This is a genomic window from Spongiibacter pelagi (assembly GCF_014705705.1).
Lineage (GTDB): Bacteria > Pseudomonadota > Gammaproteobacteria > Pseudomonadales > Spongiibacteraceae > Spongiibacter > Spongiibacter pelagi.
This window is the reverse complement of the sequence record NZ_JACXLD010000002.1, coordinates 173,763-190,587: the sequence shown is the minus strand read 5'-3', so window position 1 is coordinate 190,587 and position 16,825 is coordinate 173,763. Positions and strand designations below refer to the sequence as shown.

17 protein-coding genes are annotated in these 16,825 nt (G+C 52.1%); 2 read left to right on the top strand and 15 right to left on the bottom strand.

Going from position 1 to position 16,825, the window contains the following annotated elements:
• Window positions 1-14 precede the first annotated feature (14 nt).
• From IB286_RS04925 to IB286_RS04860, 14 genes are all read right to left on the bottom strand, one after another.
• Window positions 15-1,205: an acyl-CoA dehydrogenase family protein gene (locus tag IB286_RS04925; protein ID WP_190763093.1), complete on the bottom strand. Its 1,191-nt coding sequence runs from the start codon at window positions 1,203-1,205 to the stop codon at window positions 15-17.
• Window positions 1,202-2,407 (bottom strand): acyl-CoA dehydrogenase family protein, encoded by a 1,206-nt coding sequence (locus tag IB286_RS04920; protein ID WP_190763091.1) that lies wholly within the window; start codon window positions 2,405-2,407, stop codon window positions 1,202-1,204. Before IB286_RS04920 ends, IB286_RS04925 begins: the two co-directional genes overlap by 4 nt.
• A 20-nt stretch (window positions 2,408-2,427) precedes the next feature.
• Window positions 2,428-2,988 (bottom strand): YfaZ family outer membrane protein, encoded by a 561-nt coding sequence (locus tag IB286_RS04915; protein WP_190763089.1) that lies wholly within the window; start codon window positions 2,986-2,988, stop codon window positions 2,428-2,430.
• 96 nt (window positions 2,989-3,084) lie between these two features.
• Window positions 3,085-3,969 carry an SDR family oxidoreductase gene (locus IB286_RS04910; protein ID WP_190763087.1) on the bottom strand — a complete coding sequence of 295 codons (885 nt, stop codon included), beginning with the start codon at window positions 3,967-3,969 and terminating at the stop codon, window positions 3,085-3,087.
• Between the two features lie 227 nt (window positions 3,970-4,196).
• Window positions 4,197-5,345 carry an acetyl-CoA C-acetyltransferase gene (locus IB286_RS04905; RefSeq protein ID WP_190763084.1) on the bottom strand — a complete coding sequence of 383 codons (1,149 nt, stop codon included), beginning with the start codon at window positions 5,343-5,345 and terminating at the stop codon, window positions 4,197-4,199.
• A 41-nt stretch (window positions 5,346-5,386) separates the two neighbouring features.
• A complete protein-coding gene (locus IB286_RS04900; RefSeq protein ID WP_190763082.1) occupies window positions 5,387-6,436 on the bottom strand; it encodes an acyl-CoA dehydrogenase family protein in 1,050 nt (349 codons plus the stop codon).
• A gap of 175 nt (window positions 6,437-6,611) precedes the next feature.
• Window positions 6,612-7,784 (bottom strand): acyl-CoA dehydrogenase, encoded by a 1,173-nt coding sequence (locus tag IB286_RS04895; RefSeq protein WP_190763080.1) that lies wholly within the window; start codon window positions 7,782-7,784, stop codon window positions 6,612-6,614.
• A 183-nt stretch (window positions 7,785-7,967) separates the two neighbouring features.
• Window positions 7,968-8,723, bottom strand: a complete 756-nt coding sequence (locus tag IB286_RS04890) for an enoyl-CoA hydratase family protein (RefSeq protein WP_190763078.1) — start codon at window positions 8,721-8,723, stop codon at window positions 7,968-7,970.
• A gap of 18 nt (window positions 8,724-8,741) precedes the next feature.
• A complete protein-coding gene (locus IB286_RS04885; protein ID WP_190763076.1) occupies window positions 8,742-9,809 on the bottom strand; it encodes an NAD(P)H-dependent flavin oxidoreductase in 1,068 nt (355 codons plus the stop codon).
• Window positions 9,809-10,606, bottom strand: coding sequence for a CoA-transferase subunit beta (locus IB286_RS04880; protein WP_190763074.1), 798 nt, complete (start codon window positions 10,604-10,606; stop codon window positions 9,809-9,811). Before IB286_RS04880 ends, IB286_RS04885 begins: the two co-directional genes overlap by 1 nt.
• A gap of 20 nt (window positions 10,607-10,626) precedes the next feature.
• Complete coding sequence (locus IB286_RS04875; RefSeq protein ID WP_317889703.1) at window positions 10,627-11,502, bottom strand: CoA transferase subunit A; 876 nt, start codon at window positions 11,500-11,502, stop codon at window positions 10,627-10,629.
• Between the two features lie 109 nt (window positions 11,503-11,611).
• Window positions 11,612-12,097, bottom strand: coding sequence for an Lrp/AsnC family transcriptional regulator (locus IB286_RS04870; protein ID WP_190763070.1), 486 nt, complete (start codon window positions 12,095-12,097; stop codon window positions 11,612-11,614).
• Window positions 12,091-12,591 carry an Lrp/AsnC family transcriptional regulator gene (locus tag IB286_RS04865; RefSeq protein ID WP_190763068.1) on the bottom strand — a complete coding sequence of 167 codons (501 nt, stop codon included), beginning with the start codon at window positions 12,589-12,591 and terminating at the stop codon, window positions 12,091-12,093. Before IB286_RS04865 ends, IB286_RS04870 begins: the two co-directional genes overlap by 7 nt.
• Entirely contained in the window at window positions 12,588-14,189 is a 1,602-nt protein-coding gene (locus IB286_RS04860) for a FadD3 family acyl-CoA ligase (RefSeq protein WP_190763066.1), read from the bottom strand. The genes IB286_RS04865 and IB286_RS04860 overlap by 4 nt, the downstream gene beginning before the upstream one ends.
• A gap of 265 nt (window positions 14,190-14,454) precedes the next feature.
• Between IB286_RS04860 and IB286_RS04855 the strand changes: the two genes are divergently transcribed.
• Both IB286_RS04855 and IB286_RS04850 read left to right on the top strand, forming a co-directional pair.
• Window positions 14,455-14,730 (top strand): BrnT family toxin, encoded by a 276-nt coding sequence (locus IB286_RS04855; protein WP_190763064.1) that lies wholly within the window; start codon window positions 14,455-14,457, stop codon window positions 14,728-14,730.
• A complete protein-coding gene (locus IB286_RS04850; protein WP_190763062.1) occupies window positions 14,730-15,014 on the top strand; it encodes a CopG family antitoxin in 285 nt (94 codons plus the stop codon). The genes IB286_RS04855 and IB286_RS04850 overlap by 1 nt, the downstream gene beginning before the upstream one ends.
• Window positions 15,015-15,121: 107 nt before the next feature.
• Here the strand turns inward: IB286_RS04850 and IB286_RS04845 are convergent, their stop codons facing one another.
• On the bottom strand, window positions 15,122-16,723 hold the full coding sequence (locus tag IB286_RS04845; protein WP_190763060.1) for a DEAD/DEAH box helicase: 1,602 nt from the start codon (window positions 16,721-16,723) through the stop codon (window positions 15,122-15,124).
• Between the last annotated feature and the right edge of the window lie 102 nt (window positions 16,724-16,825).

The window sequence follows — 16,825 nt, the reverse complement described above, 5'->3', positions numbered from 1 at the left end:
CGCCAAGGAGTTCATCACGAAGCCCGTTTTTCCCTCGGCATTCCAAGCCCCCGCTCCGCAATAATATTTCTCTGTATCTCATTAGTCCCACCATAAATCGTATCCGAGCGGGTAAACAAAAACAGCGACTGCAGGCGACTCAATTCATAGTTCTCGCCAGCGAGAATATCGGCATCTTCACCGAGAATATCCATCGCCAATTCGCCAAGGTCTCTATGCCAGCTCGCCCAGTACAATTTATAGATCAGCGCCTCTTTTTGCAGGCTGCCATCTGCACCGCCGGACAACATACGCATACTGTTATAGCGCATGATTTTCAGGCCGATATGGGCTTGCGCTATACGCTGACGCAATGCTGGGTCGCGATCTGCGCCCCGCGATTTGGCCAGTTTTATAACTTCGTCTAATTCATTTTGAAAGGCCATTTGCTGGCCGAGGGTAGACACGCCGCGTTCAAAACCCAGCAAGCCCATTGCCACTTTCCAACCCTCGCCCGGTGCGCCGACAATATCGTCGGCATCGCACACCGCATCATCGAAAAAAACTTCATTAAATTCTGAGGTGCCGGTGATTTGTTCAATGGGGCGCACGGTGATTCCCGGCTGATCCATTTTCATCAAAAAGAACCCCAGCCCTTTATGAGCGCTGGACTCTGGATCAGTGCGCGCAATCACAAAGCAGTAGTCGGACTCGTGGGCCAGAGAGGTCCACACTTTCTGGCCATTGAGAATCCACTTGCCGCTGGCCTCATCAAATCGCGCTTTGGTTTTTACATTGGCCAAATCAGAACCTGCTCCGGGTTCGGAATAGCCCTGACACCAAAACTCGGTGCCCGCTAAAATGCCCGGCAGGTATTTCTGTTTTTGCGCCTCGGTACCAAAGGCTAAAATGGTGGGGCCGGCCAAACCGTCGCCAATATGGCCCATACGCCCCGGCGCACCAGCGCGGGCGTATTCTTCATAGAAAATCACTTGTTGCTCAATGGAGAGTTCACGGCCGCCGTATTGCTTGGGCCAAGACACACAGGTCCAGCCGCCTTCCGCCAGCTTTTGTTCCCAGCCTTTGCGCTGCTCGGGAAACATATGCTCATCACCAGGGCCGCCGCGAAATTTTAGTTCTGCAAATTCGCCGCACAAGTTTTCCTGTAACCAGCTTGCGATTTCACCGCGGAATTGTTCGTCTTCGGGAGTAAAACTCAACTTCATTTTTCGGCTCCCACTAACTTCTTATCACTAAATAACGGCGTGTTACCAAATAACCGTTTTTCATCTAATAACATCGTGGCAATGCGCTCGCGGTGCTGAGCGCTATTACCTAAAAAGTGCTCGCTGGCTTTGGCCCGTTTAAAAAACAGGTGGACATCGTATTCCCAGGTAAAACCAACACCGCCATGCATTTGCAGGCAGTCCGCCGCATTTTTAAACGCGGACTCAGAACACCAGGCCTTGGCGATACTCGCCGCCTCTGCAAGACTTTCTGAGGTGCCGGTTCCCGCCAAATATTCATCGGCAATACAAGCGGCGTAATACACTGCTGAGCGGCCAACTTCGGTTCGCAGCATCATGTCTGCGGCCATATGTTTAATCGCCTGAAAGCTGGCAATGGGTCGATTGAACTGCTGGCGCTCGCCGGTATAAGCCACCGCCATATCTAATAGTTGCTGCATTAAGCCGACTTGCTCGGCGGCTAAGGCAATGGTGGCCAAATCCAACACTGCAGAAAATGCGGTGTTGGCATTATCGAACTGGGATAAACGCGTCGAGGCTGGCAGGCGCAAATTAGAGGCGCTTAGCCTAGCGCGATGACGGGTTTGATCCATGGTTGGAAGCGCTTGGACTTCCAGCCCAGCAGACATCCCGTCAACAAGAAATAATTGAATATCGTCCTGCTCATCACGGGCAGCAAGAATCAAAAACTCACTGCTAGCGCCGTCGATGACATGCTGATAGTCGCCATTGAGAATATAGTGGTCGCCATCTGCAACACAGCGAGCTACAACGTGATTGAACGACTGACTGCTGCCACTGGAGGAGTAAGCCAGTGTTGCGGTTTTACCCTCGGCGATCGCGCTGAGATAGCATTGTTTCTGAGATTCAGAACCCGCCAGCAATATCGCATTTGCCGCCAGTGCAACACTTGAAAAGAAGGGCGCACAAAGTAGGTAGCGCCCCATTTGTTCTGTTACTGCAAGCAATTCAACATAGCCCAAGCCCATACCGCCGCAGGACTCGGGCAGATGAATCGCCTGCCAATACATATCTTGGCAAATACTTTGCCAAAGTTCGGGGCAGTATCCCGTGTCTGTATCCATCACACGGCGAATCGATTCGCTGGTCGACTTATCCCTTAAAAAGGATTCGGCCGACTCTTGAATCATTAATTGCTCTTCGTTAAAGGCAAACTCCATCCCCACCCCATCTATTATTTTTACAGCCTTAACTGCAATCGCAGAAACAGGCCGTCATCAAATTCAAATTTACGCCCGCGTTGATCTTCAAAACGGATCTGAGCGACGCCCAGTTCAATGGCTGAATTCTGAAACAGGTTAAATTCCAGACTCGCCGAGGCCTCGCGGAAACCATCAACATCACTAAAAGATGTTGTACCCGGCGCATAAAACACGCCGCCACGCAGACGCAACATATCGTTAAGTGGCAGCGCCAAGTCACCGCCAAACGCCAGTGCCGCTCCGCTGTAATCGGTGTTATCACCAATCAAACCAACGGCTTTCACACCCATGCGTCCGGTGAGTGAGCCGCGCTTACCATTGGCAAACAAGCCGGTTGCCACCATATCGGCGTTATCGTCATCCCGGTGCAACCAATCAAATTGCCCGCTGGTTTCCGCCGACAAATTACCGGCTACAGAAAAGCCCAGGCTGTCGTCACCAAAACGAAAGGCCACACCACCGGCGTGACTTGCAGAAGCGGCGGTCATTACGCCAAGTAAGGCTAGGGCACGGCTTGTGCGAATCGCTTTTTTCATCATGTTTTCTCCCTGTTTATGAATGAAAATCATGATTATGCCGCAGCCCCAACAGGAAATCGGCTGATATCCCTGTGCCAATTCACATCTTTGCGTAATTTAACTGCCATACACTTTCTGAGCAGGAACCGCTTGTTCCATCAGTTTGGCCACCGCCTGCCCAACCTCGGCAGGCTGCCAGCGATCGCCCTTATCCACTTCCGGGCCGGTGCGCCAACCATCGGCAAGGGATATTTTTCCGCCCTCGGCTTCAAACACACAGCCACTGACATGGCTCGATTCGGCACTGGCAATCCACGCCAGCAGAGAAGAAACATTCTCCGGCGCGAAATAATCAAAGCTGCCATCCTCCGGCTTGGCCATACGCTGCGCCATGGCTTCAACACCCATGGTCATGCTGGTTCTGGCCGCTGGAGCAATCGCATTGGCAGTAATGCCATAGCGCGCCAACTCCGCCGCCTGATTCAAGGTCAGCGCCGCAATCCCCGCCTTGGCAGCGGCGTAATTTGACTGACCAACACTGCCCTGCAAGCCGGCACCTGACGTGGTATTAATAATTCGCGCGGCAACAGGTTTGCCCTCTTTTGCCTGAGCACGCCAGTAATGCACCGCGTGGGAAGACATACAGAAATGCCCTTTGAGATGCACTGACATAATCGCGTCCCACTCCTGTTCGGTCATGGAGGCAAACATACGGTCGCGATTAATCCCGGCGTTATTCAGCACAATATGCAAATCACCAAAGGCATCTACCGCCTGCTTAATGGCATTCAAACTGTCATCGTAGTTGGTGATATCTGAAGTATTCACCACCGCCTTACCACCGGCTGCGCTAATCTCATCGACCACTGCCTGCGCCGCCGCTTGATTGATATCGTTAACCACCACGCAGCAACCTTCTGCTGCAAATATCCGTGCGTGAGCAGCACCCAAGCCACCACCCGCGCCAGTGATAATGGCCACACGGCCAGCAAGAATACCCATGGTTTTCTCCAATTCTTTTCTATTATTTTTTAATACATCATCCGATCAGTAGATCGCCAGCCGTCAAAGCTGAAATTTTTTAGCTTTATTCCAAGGTTTCACCTGAGGTTTGCTGGGTAGGCGGAGTGGAGATTTTGTGAGGGAGCTTACAAACAGTAAGTGACCGATCAAAATTTTTGCTCCAACGCCGCCAGCGAGCCTCAGGTGGAGCCGCCAGAAGGAACCGCCTACAACCGTTCTAAGATGGTAACGTTGGCCTGCCCCCCACCCTCACACATAGTCTGAAGGCCGTAGCGCCCACCGGTACGTTCCAATTCATGCAGCAGCGTCGTCATCAGTTTCGTCCCGGTGGCGCCCAGCGGATGCCCCAGCGCGATGGCACCACCATTCACATTGGTTTTTGCGTGGTCATAGCCGGTCTCTTTCAGCCATGCCATCACCACCGAAGCAAAAGCTTCGTTAATTTCTACCAGATCAATATCGGCCAGTGTCATGCCCGCTTTTTTCAGTGCGTATTCGGTAGCGGGAATCGGTGCGGTCAGCATCCAGATGGGATCGTCAGCGCGGACGCTCATATGATGAATGCGTGCGCGAGGCGTAAGGTTGTAGCGTTTGAGGGCCGCTTCGCTGACGACCAGCACAGCACTGGAGCCATCACAGGTTTGGCTGGAAACCCCGGCGGTGACTTTGTCGCAACCGAACAGATAATCCAGCTCAGCCATTTTTTCTAGGGTTGATTGGCGCGGGGTTTCATCCATGCGCACATCGCCAAAGGGAATAATTTCCCGATCAAAACGACCTTGTTCAATAGCCTGCAGTGCTCGGCGATGGGACTCCAGCGAAAAAACCTCTAACTCTTTACGAGACAGTTCCCACTTGTCAGCAATCATTTGCGCAGATTTGAATTGAGTGGGCGGCTCTGCGCCGTAGCGGGCGACCCAGCCTTGTGAACCGGAGAACGGATCTTTAAAACCCAGCGGCTCGGCACACATCATCGCCGAAGAGATGGGAATCTGAGTCATGGTTTGTACGCCACCGGCCACGACCACATCCATGGTGCCCGACATTACTGCTTGTGCAGCAAAGTGAACCGCTTGCTGAGACGAACCACACTGGCGATCAATCGTGGTGCCGGGCACTTCCTGTGACAGCCCGGCGGCCAACCACGCGGTGCGAGCAATATCACCCGCCAAGGGGCCGATGGTATCGACACAGCCGAAAATCACATCGTCGTATTCATTATCGGGAATGCCATTGCGTTCAACGATGGCTTTAAGCACATGGGCACCCAGATCGGCACCGTGAACATGGGCAAGACCACCCTTGCGGCGTCCGGTTGGACTGCGCACCGCATCAACAATATAAGCTTCTGGCATTGTATTCTCCGTCGTATTTTAGAATTGGCCTCTGCCAATACTTAAAAAGTTTTTCCTGCACCTAGTTGTGCGCCGTCGTTAAAAATCGCTGTCGCCACCCGCTGCTTATGAAAACCTGCGGTGCCGTAATTACTGTTAAACGCCCAGGCGCGTTTCATAAAAATATGCAGATCAACTTCCCAGGTGTAACCCATGGCACCGTGCACCTGAATACTGTTTTTGGCGGCTAAATCCGCCACTTCGCAGGCGACCAATTTGGCGTGACTGACATTCTCAGAACTTGTTTTTAAGTCATTAGCTAACGCATAAGCTGCGCGATACACCGGGGTTTTGGCGTATTCCAAACGGAAAGCAATATTGGCCATATGGTGTTTAACCGCTTGAAAGCTGCCAATCGCCACACCAAATTGCTTGCGTTCACTGGTGTATTGCACGGAGAGATCGATCATCCGCTGGGCCAAGCCAAGAGCTTGTGCAGCAACACCTAAAGCACCGCGATTTAGGGCGCGCGTTATTAATTTCTGCGCTTGCTCGCCATCAGCCAGCAATACCGCTGTCGATGCTTCAAACTCCACGGCAAATAATTTGCGGCCCGGATCAACAGACTTATTTTCGCGCAGACTCGCCTCGGCGGGATTCACCGCATAAACCGCGCCCGCCTTTTCCAGCAGCAGTAAATCCGCACAGTGGGCATCTTCCACGAGTTTGTTAATTTCCAAACCAACAATAACTCGGGCCTCACCGGAAGCCATCTTGGCTAGCCACTCATCCGCAAGCTGAGTATTACCGGCCTCAATCAATAATGGCGCAGCCACCAACACACTGTTGACCAAGGGTTCTGACAAGGCGACATAGCCTGCTTCCTGAGCAAGCAATACAAAATCCAGCTCGTTCATCCCCAAGCCGCCATACTGTTCCGGCACGGTCATTCCGGTCAGCCCCAGCTCCGCCAATTGCGCCCAAAGTGCATCGCTGCGGCCGCTCTCGGTTTGCCAGAGCTCACGGATTTTTTCTGGCGTAACTTCGTTCACCAGAAAGTCACGCACGGATTCCTGAAACAGCAGTTGATCTTCGCTAAATGTAAAATCCATAAAACTTTTTCTTTCTCGATTTATTCGCGCTTAATGTTCATTAATCACTAATTTAGGGAATGAATATTTTCAATTCGTGGCTAGGCAAAACAGCGCACAGGGTGGGAGCGTATGGTTAATACGTGAGCAACCGAGCACTGTTTTAACGCCGCCACGGACAGAAAAGATCATTCCTTCACTTCCTAGGCATACCTAAAAGACGCTCAGCTATGATATTCCGCTGTATCTCATTGGTGCCTGCATAAATCGACCCCGACTGCGAAAACAACCAGCCATCTAGCCACTTACCCACCTCACCCGCATCGGGCGACTCCGGCTCTAATTCGCCGCGCGTGGCAAGAATTTTTAAACCCGTGGCGTGCATACGCTGATCCAATTCAGACCAGAAAATTTTATTGGTCGATGCCTCTGCACCGATCTTGCCGCCTTGCATTAATCGGCAAGCGGTTTGATAAGTGGTTAAGCAGTAAGCCTCGGCATCCATATAGGCGCGCATAACTTCATCGCGAATATTGGAGTCTTCATCGGCAGATTGCTGATTCGCTTTATACAGCTCGACCAAACGCCGGGCGGTTTCCTGAAAACGTGCCGGTGAGCGCAACATCAGGCCACGCTCAAACCCTGCCGTTGCCATAGCGACACTCCAGCCGTCTCCTTCACCGCCAAGCCGACAATCGACCGGCACTTTGACATTGTCGAAAAAGATTTCCGCAAATCCGGGCAGCCCATCCAACTGCGGAATTGGCCGCACGGTAATACCTTCGCTATCCAGTGGCACCAGAATAAAAGTCAGTCCGTGGTGGCGTTCAGATTCCGGGTCAGTGCGAAACATGCCAAAACACCAGTCCGCCCAAACCGCTCTGGTCGACCATGTTTTCTGGCCATTGATAATGTAGTGGCTGCCGTCTTCGCTGAGATCGGCCCGCGAACGAATCGCCGCCATATCGGAGCCGGCATTGGGCTCAGACCAGCCCTGACACCAAATATCTTTGCCCGTTGCCATGCCGTTGAGAAAACGCTTTTTTTGCTGTTCCGTGCCGTATTCCATCAAGGTTGGGCCGAGCAGAAAAATCCCGTTCTGGTTAACTCGCAATGGCGCACCTGCGGCGTAATATTCTTCTTCGAAAATTAACCATTGCAGCAAATCGGCACCGCGACCGCCCATCTCTTCAGGCCAAGTAATCATGCCCCAGCGACCTTCGTAGAGCTTGGCTTCCCACTCTCTGTGCTGCTGGAAACCTTCTTCGGTATCGAATGATTTCAAAGGTTCAGCCGGCACATTGGCTTTTAGCCATGCGCGCACTTCTTCTCGAAAGGCGTTTTGCTGTTCTGTGTATTCAAGCTTCATTGTTATTCCAGATAATTCTCTTAACGCTGCACAACCATCAGAGGATTAGAGAAAATAATTATTAGAAACGAGGAATTTTTCTTTGTGGCTAGGCAAAAAAGCGCACAGGGATGGCGCGTATAGTTAATACGCAACTGACCGAGCACTTTTTTAACGCCGCTACGAAGACAAATAACCGTTTCTTCAGAATTTTGCATCGCGTTTTTCGACAAAAGCCTGCTTCGCTTCTTGCGAATCCGGATCTGCGTACGCCTCTTGCGTGAAACCCTGCTCCCAACGATATTTATCTTCTAAATTGCCATCTTCAATACCGTTCAGCGCTTCCTTTGCCAGCTCGATCATGCGCGGTGATTTGGCCGCAACTTTTTCGGCAATCTCTCTGGCGGTATCGAGCAATTGCTCGCGCGGCACGACCCGCTCAATAGAACCGAGCCGATAGGCTTCTTGCGCATCAATCGCCTCACCGGTGAAATACATATAGCGAACTTTTTGCACTGGGAATAAACGCTGCAAATGCGCCCCGCCACCCATTGCGCCGCGATCGACTTCCGGCACCGCAAACGTGGCGCACTCGGAAGCCACCACAATATCCGCCGCACCGGAAATACCAATACCGCCGCCAAGTACAAAGCCGTGTACGGCCACGATCACCGGTTTGCGATTGCGATGAATGGCTTTAAAGGTGTCGTAATTACCCTTGTTTACCCGAGTAATCATGGCGGGATTCGCCGCCAGTTCTTTGATATCTACCCCTGCGCAAAAGCCACGACCTTCGGCGGCGATAATAATCGCCTTGACCTGATCGTTATCACTCAGCGCATTGAGTTCAGCGGCAATACTTAACCAGCCGGCGCTATTAAACGCATTAACAGGTGGCTGATTAAAAATCACTTCGGCAATGCCGGTTTCGGAAATAGAGGTGGTAAAAGGCTGGCTCATGAGTATTTCCAATCTGGTTTATTGTTTTGAAGTTTGGGCAAGACGATTGAGTGCGGACTCGGCTTCGCTAACGATCATCGCGATCAGTTCTTCACAGCTCAACAAGCGATCTATCACCCCGGCAACTTGCCCGGAGGGCAGAACGCCGAGATCTGGCTGCCCCTCAACCATCGCTTTTTGAATAATCATTGGCGCATTGGCAGACATAATGGCTTGGGCGGCGGTAAGTTCGCCCTCCTTGGTCATGGCCAATGCCGAGCGCAGCAAACTAAAAATGCTAGCGCCGGTGAATTTGCGAAATGCCAAACCATTTCGCAGGGCAATCAGTAATTTTTTTAGGGCGCCGGCGCGTTCTAATTCACTTAAAAACGGATTCAAAATCATCCGTTGCGGCAAGCCGTCTAAGGCGCTGGAGCGCACAATATCGCCGGGGTTATTACAGCTCAGATAACGCTGTTTGGTGGCCTCGGGGACGGGGCTTTCCTTGGTCAGAAGAAAGCGCGTACCCATGGCAATGCCATCGGCACCAAACGCCATTGCCGCGACCAAGCCGCGACCATCTTTAAAACCGCCTGCACCAAGTACCGGCACTTGCTCGCCAACGGCATCGACAACTTGCGGCAATAACAAGGTCGTGGGCACCGCGCCGGTATGGCCGCCGCCCTCACCCCCTTGAACAGTTACGGCATCCGCACCGAGTTCCACCGCTTTAATTGCGTGTTTTGGCAAACCCACGGTGGGCATACACACCACACCATTATTTTTTAATTTCGCGATCATGGCTTTGCCGGGCGAACGCGAATAACTCACGGCTTTGATGTTGTGCTTGATAACCAGATCAACTATGGCTTCAGCATTGGGCTGATACATATGAAAGTTGACGCCGAAATTGGCGTCGGTCAGCGACTTTACTTTCAGAATATCGGCTTCCATTTGCTCCGGCGGAATCGTTGCTCCGGCGAGAAAACCAAAACCGCCAGCATTGCCTGTGGCCGCAACTAAATGCGGGTCGGCCACCCAGCCCATTGCTGTTTGTACAATGGGATAGCGACAGCCAAGCAGATCGGTAATGCGAGTTTGCAGCATTAGCTACGCACTCCCGGAGGATTATCTTTAAGTTGTTTGGCACGCAGATTCTGCGGATCAATACGGTGAATCAATTCCAGTTGCGCCTCGGTGGGTGCCGCCGTCGTTGGAATATTCTCTGGAATATGTACCGGAAAACCGGTGTTTTCCTGCACTTCTTCTACGGTGACACCGGGGTGTAAGCTGACAATCTGCATTTGCCGATTGGGGCCGCGGAAGTCAAATACCCCCAGATTGGTATAGACCTGACGCACATCAATCTCATCAAAGTCATAACCTTTAGGAAGGCGCTCCGGGTTGTAACCAATGGTGCAAACCACATCACATTCGCCTTCCACAAACACTCGAGAGCTGTGTGCAGGCACCAGATAGCTATTGGCGTGACAGATGGAATTTCCGGGAAATCCGCGCACGCCCAACATTTGCACTTTCGGTTTTTTATAGTCGCTACCTAAAGCGGAAATATTCGCCTGTGCAAAGCGGTCGATCTGAGTTGGGCCGCCAGTGAGGTGACGCTTGCCACTCCACACATTGTCGAAAATGCGGCTAAAGCCCATCCACGTTTCATTTTTCTGTTTGAAATCCGCAGGGCGATTGCCCACCGGATTGGGCTCGGACAATAACCACGACTCGGAATCGGTCATCAAAATATCGGGGTTGCTGCTAAGCATCGCCAGACTGGCGGCGATACGCGGTAATACCCCAATTCCGGTAACGAGCACTTCGCCATCGTTGTCATAAGCACTGGCATTGGCACAAATCATTAATTCGGCCAGGCTGTATTCTGTTGCCATCATCAATACGTCTCCTAAACCGATTAATAAACAGGCAGCGGCAGTGCGCGAATGGCATCGAGCCCGCCCACGGCGGCCTGATATTCCTGCTCGGTTTTTCCCTGAATATAATTTTCAAAATACGCCGCGAATCCGCCCTCTTTAGCTGAGGCGTTGTAGGCTTGGAAGTGGGGAATATCGAAACCGTATAGCGGCGTGCAGGAGCTGGGATGCGCCCCACCGGGAACTTCGATTACCGCCTGAGTTTGGGTGCGCTCCCAAAATACAAAGCGCGCCTCATTTTCATCGGTGAAGGTTTCGCTATCGACCAATTCTTCACAGCTAACAATGGTGGTGTCCGCCGCGCGGGCCATCCAATCGTCCATATACAAATCAGGCCCTTTAATTTGGCAAACGCCACGGCGATCGGCACGATCGGCATGGATCAGTGCCACATCCAGTTTTAGCGCAGGCATGGCGACCCATTCTTTTTCGTCGTAGGGAGAGTCAATCACCTTAAGGTCGGGGTTATTGCGAATCACATCAGTGCCCAAGCCAATTTTGGTAGGAATAAATGGACAGCCCCATGCGGCCGCGCGTAAGCCGAGCAGCATCATGCCTTCGTCGATTTCCATTACCTCAAGCTCACCGTTCTGGCGCGCCTCACGGAAGTACGGCTCCAGCGGAATAAAGTCCAGCGACACAAACGCAAACACCAGTTTTTTAACTTTGCCCGCTGCGCACAACATACCCACATCCGCACCACCGTAGGAAACGATAGTCAGATCTTTTAAATCAGACTTGAGAATTTCACGCACCAGTGCCATGGGTTTGCGGCGTGGCCCCCAGCCTCCGATACCAATGGTCATGCCATCGCGCAACTGACCTACCAGTTGCTGAAGTTGCAGTTCTTTATTCACATTGCCCCCAGATTGATTACACCTGCTCATTGATAATTTTGAGCGCGGCGCAAGGTGTTCATAATTTCGGACGATTCGTATTTTTGTGGGCGTATTAATACGCAATTAATTAGTTATCACCATCATCAACTTTGACTATGCGCCCCATTCGATAGTCGTGCTTCACGAAGTCGACACCCAGTGAACACTCCGTTCTGCGCACCCCCGGCAGGCCGGTCACTTCGCGGCGAAGAAAGCTTGCCAGCTCGGCGTTGTCTTGCACCAAGGTGATTGCCAGCAAATCAAATCGCCCCAGCATTTTTCCGACAAAGCCAATTTCCGGCACCTGCGCCAGTTGTTCCGCCAGCGCATCGCACTGGGCACTGCGCTCCACTTCGATCCAGATATAAGCCAAGGTTGGGCTGCGCAGACGATCGATATTGGTGACCGCCGTGAGATGCAGTTGGCCCTCTTGCTCCATACGTTTTATACGAGAACGCACCGTGCCTTCGGTAATACCCAAATCCCCGGCAATTTTTCGGTTGCTGATACGGGCATCGTCGGCCAGCGCGGAAACTATGTTTCGATCCAAGTCATCAAGGGATTTTTTCAGCACGCCTCAAGCACCCCCGTCGTCTTATTATTTTTGTCGAAGGGCACCCAATTGGATTGGTTTTTCAGTACATCTAGCGCCACCGAGGGTTCCAGTCGCCGCACTCCCGGCACCGCCGCCAGTCGAGTCAACAGGCGCGAAATCCCCTCTTGATCCTGTGCTACGGCCAAGGTCTCAATATCCAGATGACCAACCACCTGACAGATGGAAAACACTTCAGGAAACTGCGCTAAATCTCTAGCCACATCCTCGGCTGGGCGGTCTTCTACCTGCACGCCCACCGCCAACATGGTGCTGTAACCCATCGCTTCATAATCCGTTACTGCCACCACGCGCAGGCTATTGGTTTCTTCCAAACGCCGCACCCGAGCACGCACCGTTACCTCGCTGGTCGTTAATGCGTCCGCCAAGGCTTTAAACGACATACGGCCATCACGGCGTAGGTATTCGATGATCCTAAAATCCATTTCATCGAGAGCGCCCGTATCCGCATTCATGCCTTAAGCCCCTTTAATGCGCGGGACTTCAATTCGGTTTTCAAGACTTTTCCGGAAGCATTCAGCGGGAGTGATTCGACAAATTCGATATAGAAAGGCTGTTTATAACGCGCCAGATTGTTGGCGAAAAATTGTTTTACGTCTTCGGTACTGAGTGCGCTATCTGGTTTGGCCACCACAAACGCCATACCCACCTCACCCTGGGGTTGTTTGGGCACACCAATCACCGCAACTTGCGCCACGCCCGCCAAGCCATAGAGACACTTTTCCACCTCCGCCGGGTAAACGTTCTCGCCATTCATGATGTACATATCTTTTAGGCGATCCGTAATACGCAGATAGCCGCGCTCATCGAGCACGCCAATATCTCCCGTGCGCAGCCATCCGTCTTGGGTAATGGTTTCAGCGGTCGCCTCGGGCATATCGAAATAACCCTGCATCACGTTGTAGCCGCGCACCCAGACTTCACCCTCGACACCCGCTGAAACGGGCGCCAAAGTCGCCGGATCAACACAGATCAACTCCACGCCGGGAATGGCTTTTCCCGAGGTAGTAGCAATGGTTTGCGCATCATCATCGGGCCGACAAATGCTGACCACACCCGTAGATTCAGTCAGCCCATAGGCGGTGACCACGGTTTCAAAACCCAGCACATCGCGCATATCGCGCACTAATTGCACCGGCACCGAAGCGGCCCCGGTCACGCCCAAACGCAAACTGGAAAGATCGTAATCCGCCCGATTTGGCGTAGCCAAAATCATCTCGTAAAGCGAAGGTGCACCCGGCAACATACTGACTTTTTCAGCTTGAATGGTTTGTAAAATCAGCTCTCGATCAAAGCGTGCCATTGGCAAAATAGTGGCACCGAAAATAATCGCGGCTAACCAGCCGGCTTTGTAGCCAAAGGAGTGGAAGAACGGATTAACAATAAGATAGTTATCATCGGCGCGCAGACCGACGGTATCGCCCCATGTTTTAAAAACGCGAATATTTTGCTCGTGGCTGCACAACACCCCTTTGGCTTTACCCGTGGTACCCGAGGTGAATAACATATCAGCCGTGTCAGTTGGGCTTACTGCGCGCTCAATGGCGATGTATTGCGCATTATCCGCACCGCTAGAACTGGCTAAAAAGTCTGACCAACTCAGCGCATTCTCGCCTTCACTTTGCAGTAAAATTGTGAGGCGACAATCGGGCAGTACATCATTTGCAAACGCCTGTAGAGGCTGGCAATTTTCCAGCGCAGGCACGGTAAGCAATACCGACACCCCAGCCCGCTGTAAAATATCCGCCGCTTCTGATTTGCCTAAACGGGTATTGAGCGGGACTAAAACCGCACCTAACGATTGCAGGCCAATCGCCGCCACAATCCACTCGTGGCAGTTCGGCGCCCAAATCGCGACCCGGTCTCCTTTCACCACGCCTTGCGCCATAAACGCGCGGGCGGCACGGCGTCGTAAATCATTTAGTTCACGGTAGCTGAGCTCGCGCCCCTGTTCTCGTATTGCTGTTTTATCGCCGAATTGCTGCGCCGCCCAGCCAATAAGCTGAGGCACAGTGAGGGGCACCGGAAAATCCGGCTGCAAAGTGGAAGACATGGGGCACACTCATTTCATTATTGTGTGACGAGTGTAGAAAGCCCCGCAAAGGACAACAAGCAGATTGCGTAATCCGTTCAGCGTATTTCTACGCAAAACGGCATTACAAACGACATAACAAGTTGCTCAAGTACACTTCGGCCACAAAAGCGTGGCCTCTGCGGGACAACCTACACTACGTTTCGGTTGCCCCTTAGCAGGGCGTTAGCCCTACCTATTCGGCCACGATGCCATTAGGCACACATTCTTGCTAGACTAGCAGTCCATGAAATCTATAAATTGGAATCTCGAAAAAAATCAGCAGCTTGCCGAGGAACGGGGCATCTCATTTGAGGATGTCGTCGTCTATATTCAGCAAGGTGAATTTCTTGATATTGTCGAGCACCCAAACCAGAAAAAATATCCAAATCAACGTATGTTTGTAATGAATATAGATGGGTACGTATATTTGGTTCCTTACGCAGAAAATCGTGAAGAGATTTTTCTCAAAACCATCATTCCAAGTCGTAAAGCTACGAAAATGTATTTGGGAGGTAAATAATGGGTAAGTTCAAACTTGATAAAGAAGAACAGGAAATACTAGATGCCTTTGAAGCGGGTGAGTTCAAGTCTGTAATGACGCCTACTCGAAAAAAGGCATTGCAAGCCGCAGCGGAAGAGACTTTAAAAAAAGACAAGCGTATAAATATTCGTATTTCTGGTCGTGATCTTGTTGCCTTGCAAAGACGGGCTGTGAAAGAGGGGATACCTTATCAAACACTTGTATCTAGTATTCTGCATAAATATGTATCTGGCAGTTTGCAGGATAAAATGGCTAACAAGTAAAGGCATTGAACAGCTAAAGCTGTCATTGCGTTAGGCTTCCTTTAAGCCCCAGATTGCAATCCATGTAATCAATTGGGTACATATAACTACAAACTGGAGAACAGGCTTTAACGATTCCCGTTAGGGCTTGGCCGCCGCTTGCGTGCGCCCTGCCCGCTGCGCTGATTTCTTGCTCCAGCAGAATTTTGGGGGCGAGCATTACCAGAAGCCGAGCGGTTTTCGGATGAGTTGCGGTTTTCAGTAGGTTTGCGGTTGCCACCATCCTGCCGCTTGGCTTGATTACCCTGATTGGCGGGCTTGCCTTGGGCGTTATTTGCCCCGCTTGCTGTGCGGCTATTGCCTTTGGAATTCCCCCCGGAATTACCTCTGCCATTAGCACCGGGCCTAGCGTTAGCAGCAGGCTTGGCGTTAGCACCAGATTTTGCATTTGAGTTGGATTTGGCATTTGAATTGCGGCGCTGCCCCTGACGCGCTTGGGCTTCGCCGGAAGCCTGTCCACCCTCGGGGCGAGGCTTGGGCTTTTTCGGACGCCGGGGTTTTAAGGGCCGCAACGGCATCCGCGATTCAGGCAGGTTGTGGTCTGGCTCAAAGCCCTCCATTTCTTCCCGTGGCAGTACCTGACGAATCAGCCGTTCAATGGCTTGTAGTTGATCGAACTCATCGGCGCTCACCAATGACACGGCCTCACCGCTGGCACCCGCACGGGCGGTGCGGCCAATACGGTGAACATAGTCCTCTGCCACATTGGGCAAATCCACATTCACCACGTGGGGAAGCTGGCTAATATCCAAACCCCGCGCAGCTATATCAGTGGCGACCAAGGCGCGAATTTCTCCGGCTTTGAATTCCGCCAGCGCTTTGGTTCTGGCGCCCTGACTTTTATTGCCATGAATCGGAGCGGAAGTAATACCGGCGTCTTCAAGCTGTCGGCTGAGTTTATTGGCGCCGTGTTTAGTGCGGGAAAACACCAGCACTTGCTGCCAGTTGTTCTCGGCAATCAGTTTAATTAATAGCGCGGGTTTGCGCTTTTTATCCACCGGCACAATCCACTGTTTGATTTTTTCGGCGGTGCTATTAGGTGGTGTTACCGAGACTTCTACCGGGTTTTTAACCAGATCGCGGGCCAATTTGCGGATGTCGTCGGAGAATGTCGCCGAGAACATTAGGGTTTGGCGCTGCTCGGGCAGCAGCCGAATAATTTTGCGAATATCGTTGATAAAGCCCATATCCAGCATGCGGTCCGCTTCATCCAGAATCAGCACTTCTAATTCATCAAAGCGCACCGCATTTTGATTGTAGAGGTCGAGTAGGCGGCCCGGTGTCGCCACCAGAATATCAACACCTTTGCGCAGCGCCATCATCTGCGGATTGATTTTGACCCCACCAAAAACCACATTCGAACGCAGTGGCAAATGTTGACCGTATTGGCGAACACTCTCGCCAACCTGCGCCGCCAATTCCCGTGTCGGCGTGAGCACCAGCGCCCGCGCTTTATTCGGTGAGGCACGGCGACCACCGCTCAAACGCTCCAGCAAGGGCAAGGTAAAACCTGCGGTTTTACCGGTGCCGGTTTGCGCCGCCGCCATCACATCGCGGCCTTCCAGCACGGGCGGAATCGCCTTGGCTTGAATAGGCGATGGCGTGGTGTAGCCGCTGTCGGCAATAGCATCGAGAATAGGACGGGAAAGTCCGAGGGATTCAAAATTCATGGAAGGAGATGGTCCTGCAAGGGGCGAACCCGCCCAAAAGCCGGGGGATTCGTTCAGTCAATCAGGCGCGCAGGGTACAGGAAATGGGCCGTTTCAGCCAGA

Bases quoted from the DNA above. Each gene is read 5' to 3' on its own strand.
- IB286_RS04850 (WP_190763062.1), top strand. From the start codon at position 14,730: ATGGGTAAGTTCAAACTTGATAAAGAAGAACAGGAAATACTAGATGCC.
- IB286_RS04890 (WP_190763078.1), bottom strand. From the start codon at position 8,723: ATGAGCCAGCCTTTTACCACCTCTATTTCCGAAACCGGCATTGCCGAA.
- IB286_RS04915 (WP_190763089.1), bottom strand. From the start codon at position 2,988: ATGATGAAAAAAGCGATTCGCACAAGCCGTGCCCTAGCCTTACTTGGC.
- IB286_RS04925 (WP_190763093.1), bottom strand. From the start codon at position 1,205: ATGAAGTTGAGTTTTACTCCCGAAGACGAACAATTCCGCGGTGAAATC.
- IB286_RS04895 (WP_190763080.1), bottom strand. From the start codon at position 7,784: ATGAAGCTTGAATACACAGAACAGCAAAACGCCTTTCGAGAAGAAGTG.
- IB286_RS04880 (WP_190763074.1), bottom strand. From the start codon at position 10,606: ATGATGGCAACAGAATACAGCCTGGCCGAATTAATGATTTGTGCCAAT.
- IB286_RS04905 (WP_190763084.1), bottom strand. From the start codon at position 5,345: ATGCCAGAAGCTTATATTGTTGATGCGGTGCGCAGTCCAACCGGACGC.
- IB286_RS04885 (WP_190763076.1), bottom strand. From the start codon at position 9,809: ATGCTGCAAACTCGCATTACCGATCTGCTTGGCTGTCGCTATCCCATT.
- IB286_RS04900 (WP_190763082.1), bottom strand. From the start codon at position 6,436: ATGGATTTTACATTTAGCGAAGATCAACTGCTGTTTCAGGAATCCGTG.
- IB286_RS04860 (WP_190763066.1), bottom strand. From the start codon at position 14,189: ATGTCTTCCACTTTGCAGCCGGATTTTCCGGTGCCCCTCACTGTGCCT.
- IB286_RS04865 (WP_190763068.1), bottom strand. From the start codon at position 12,591: ATGAATGCGGATACGGGCGCTCTCGATGAAATGGATTTTAGGATCATC.
- IB286_RS04845 (WP_190763060.1), bottom strand. From the start codon at position 16,723: ATGAATTTTGAATCCCTCGGACTTTCCCGTCCTATTCTCGATGCTATT.
- IB286_RS04920 (WP_190763091.1), bottom strand. From the start codon at position 2,407: ATGGAGTTTGCCTTTAACGAAGAGCAATTAATGATTCAAGAGTCGGCC.
- IB286_RS04855 (WP_190763064.1), top strand. From the start codon at position 14,455: ATGAAATCTATAAATTGGAATCTCGAAAAAAATCAGCAGCTTGCCGAG.
- IB286_RS04910 (WP_190763087.1), bottom strand. From the start codon at position 3,969: ATGGGTATTCTTGCTGGCCGTGTGGCCATTATCACTGGCGCGGGTGGT.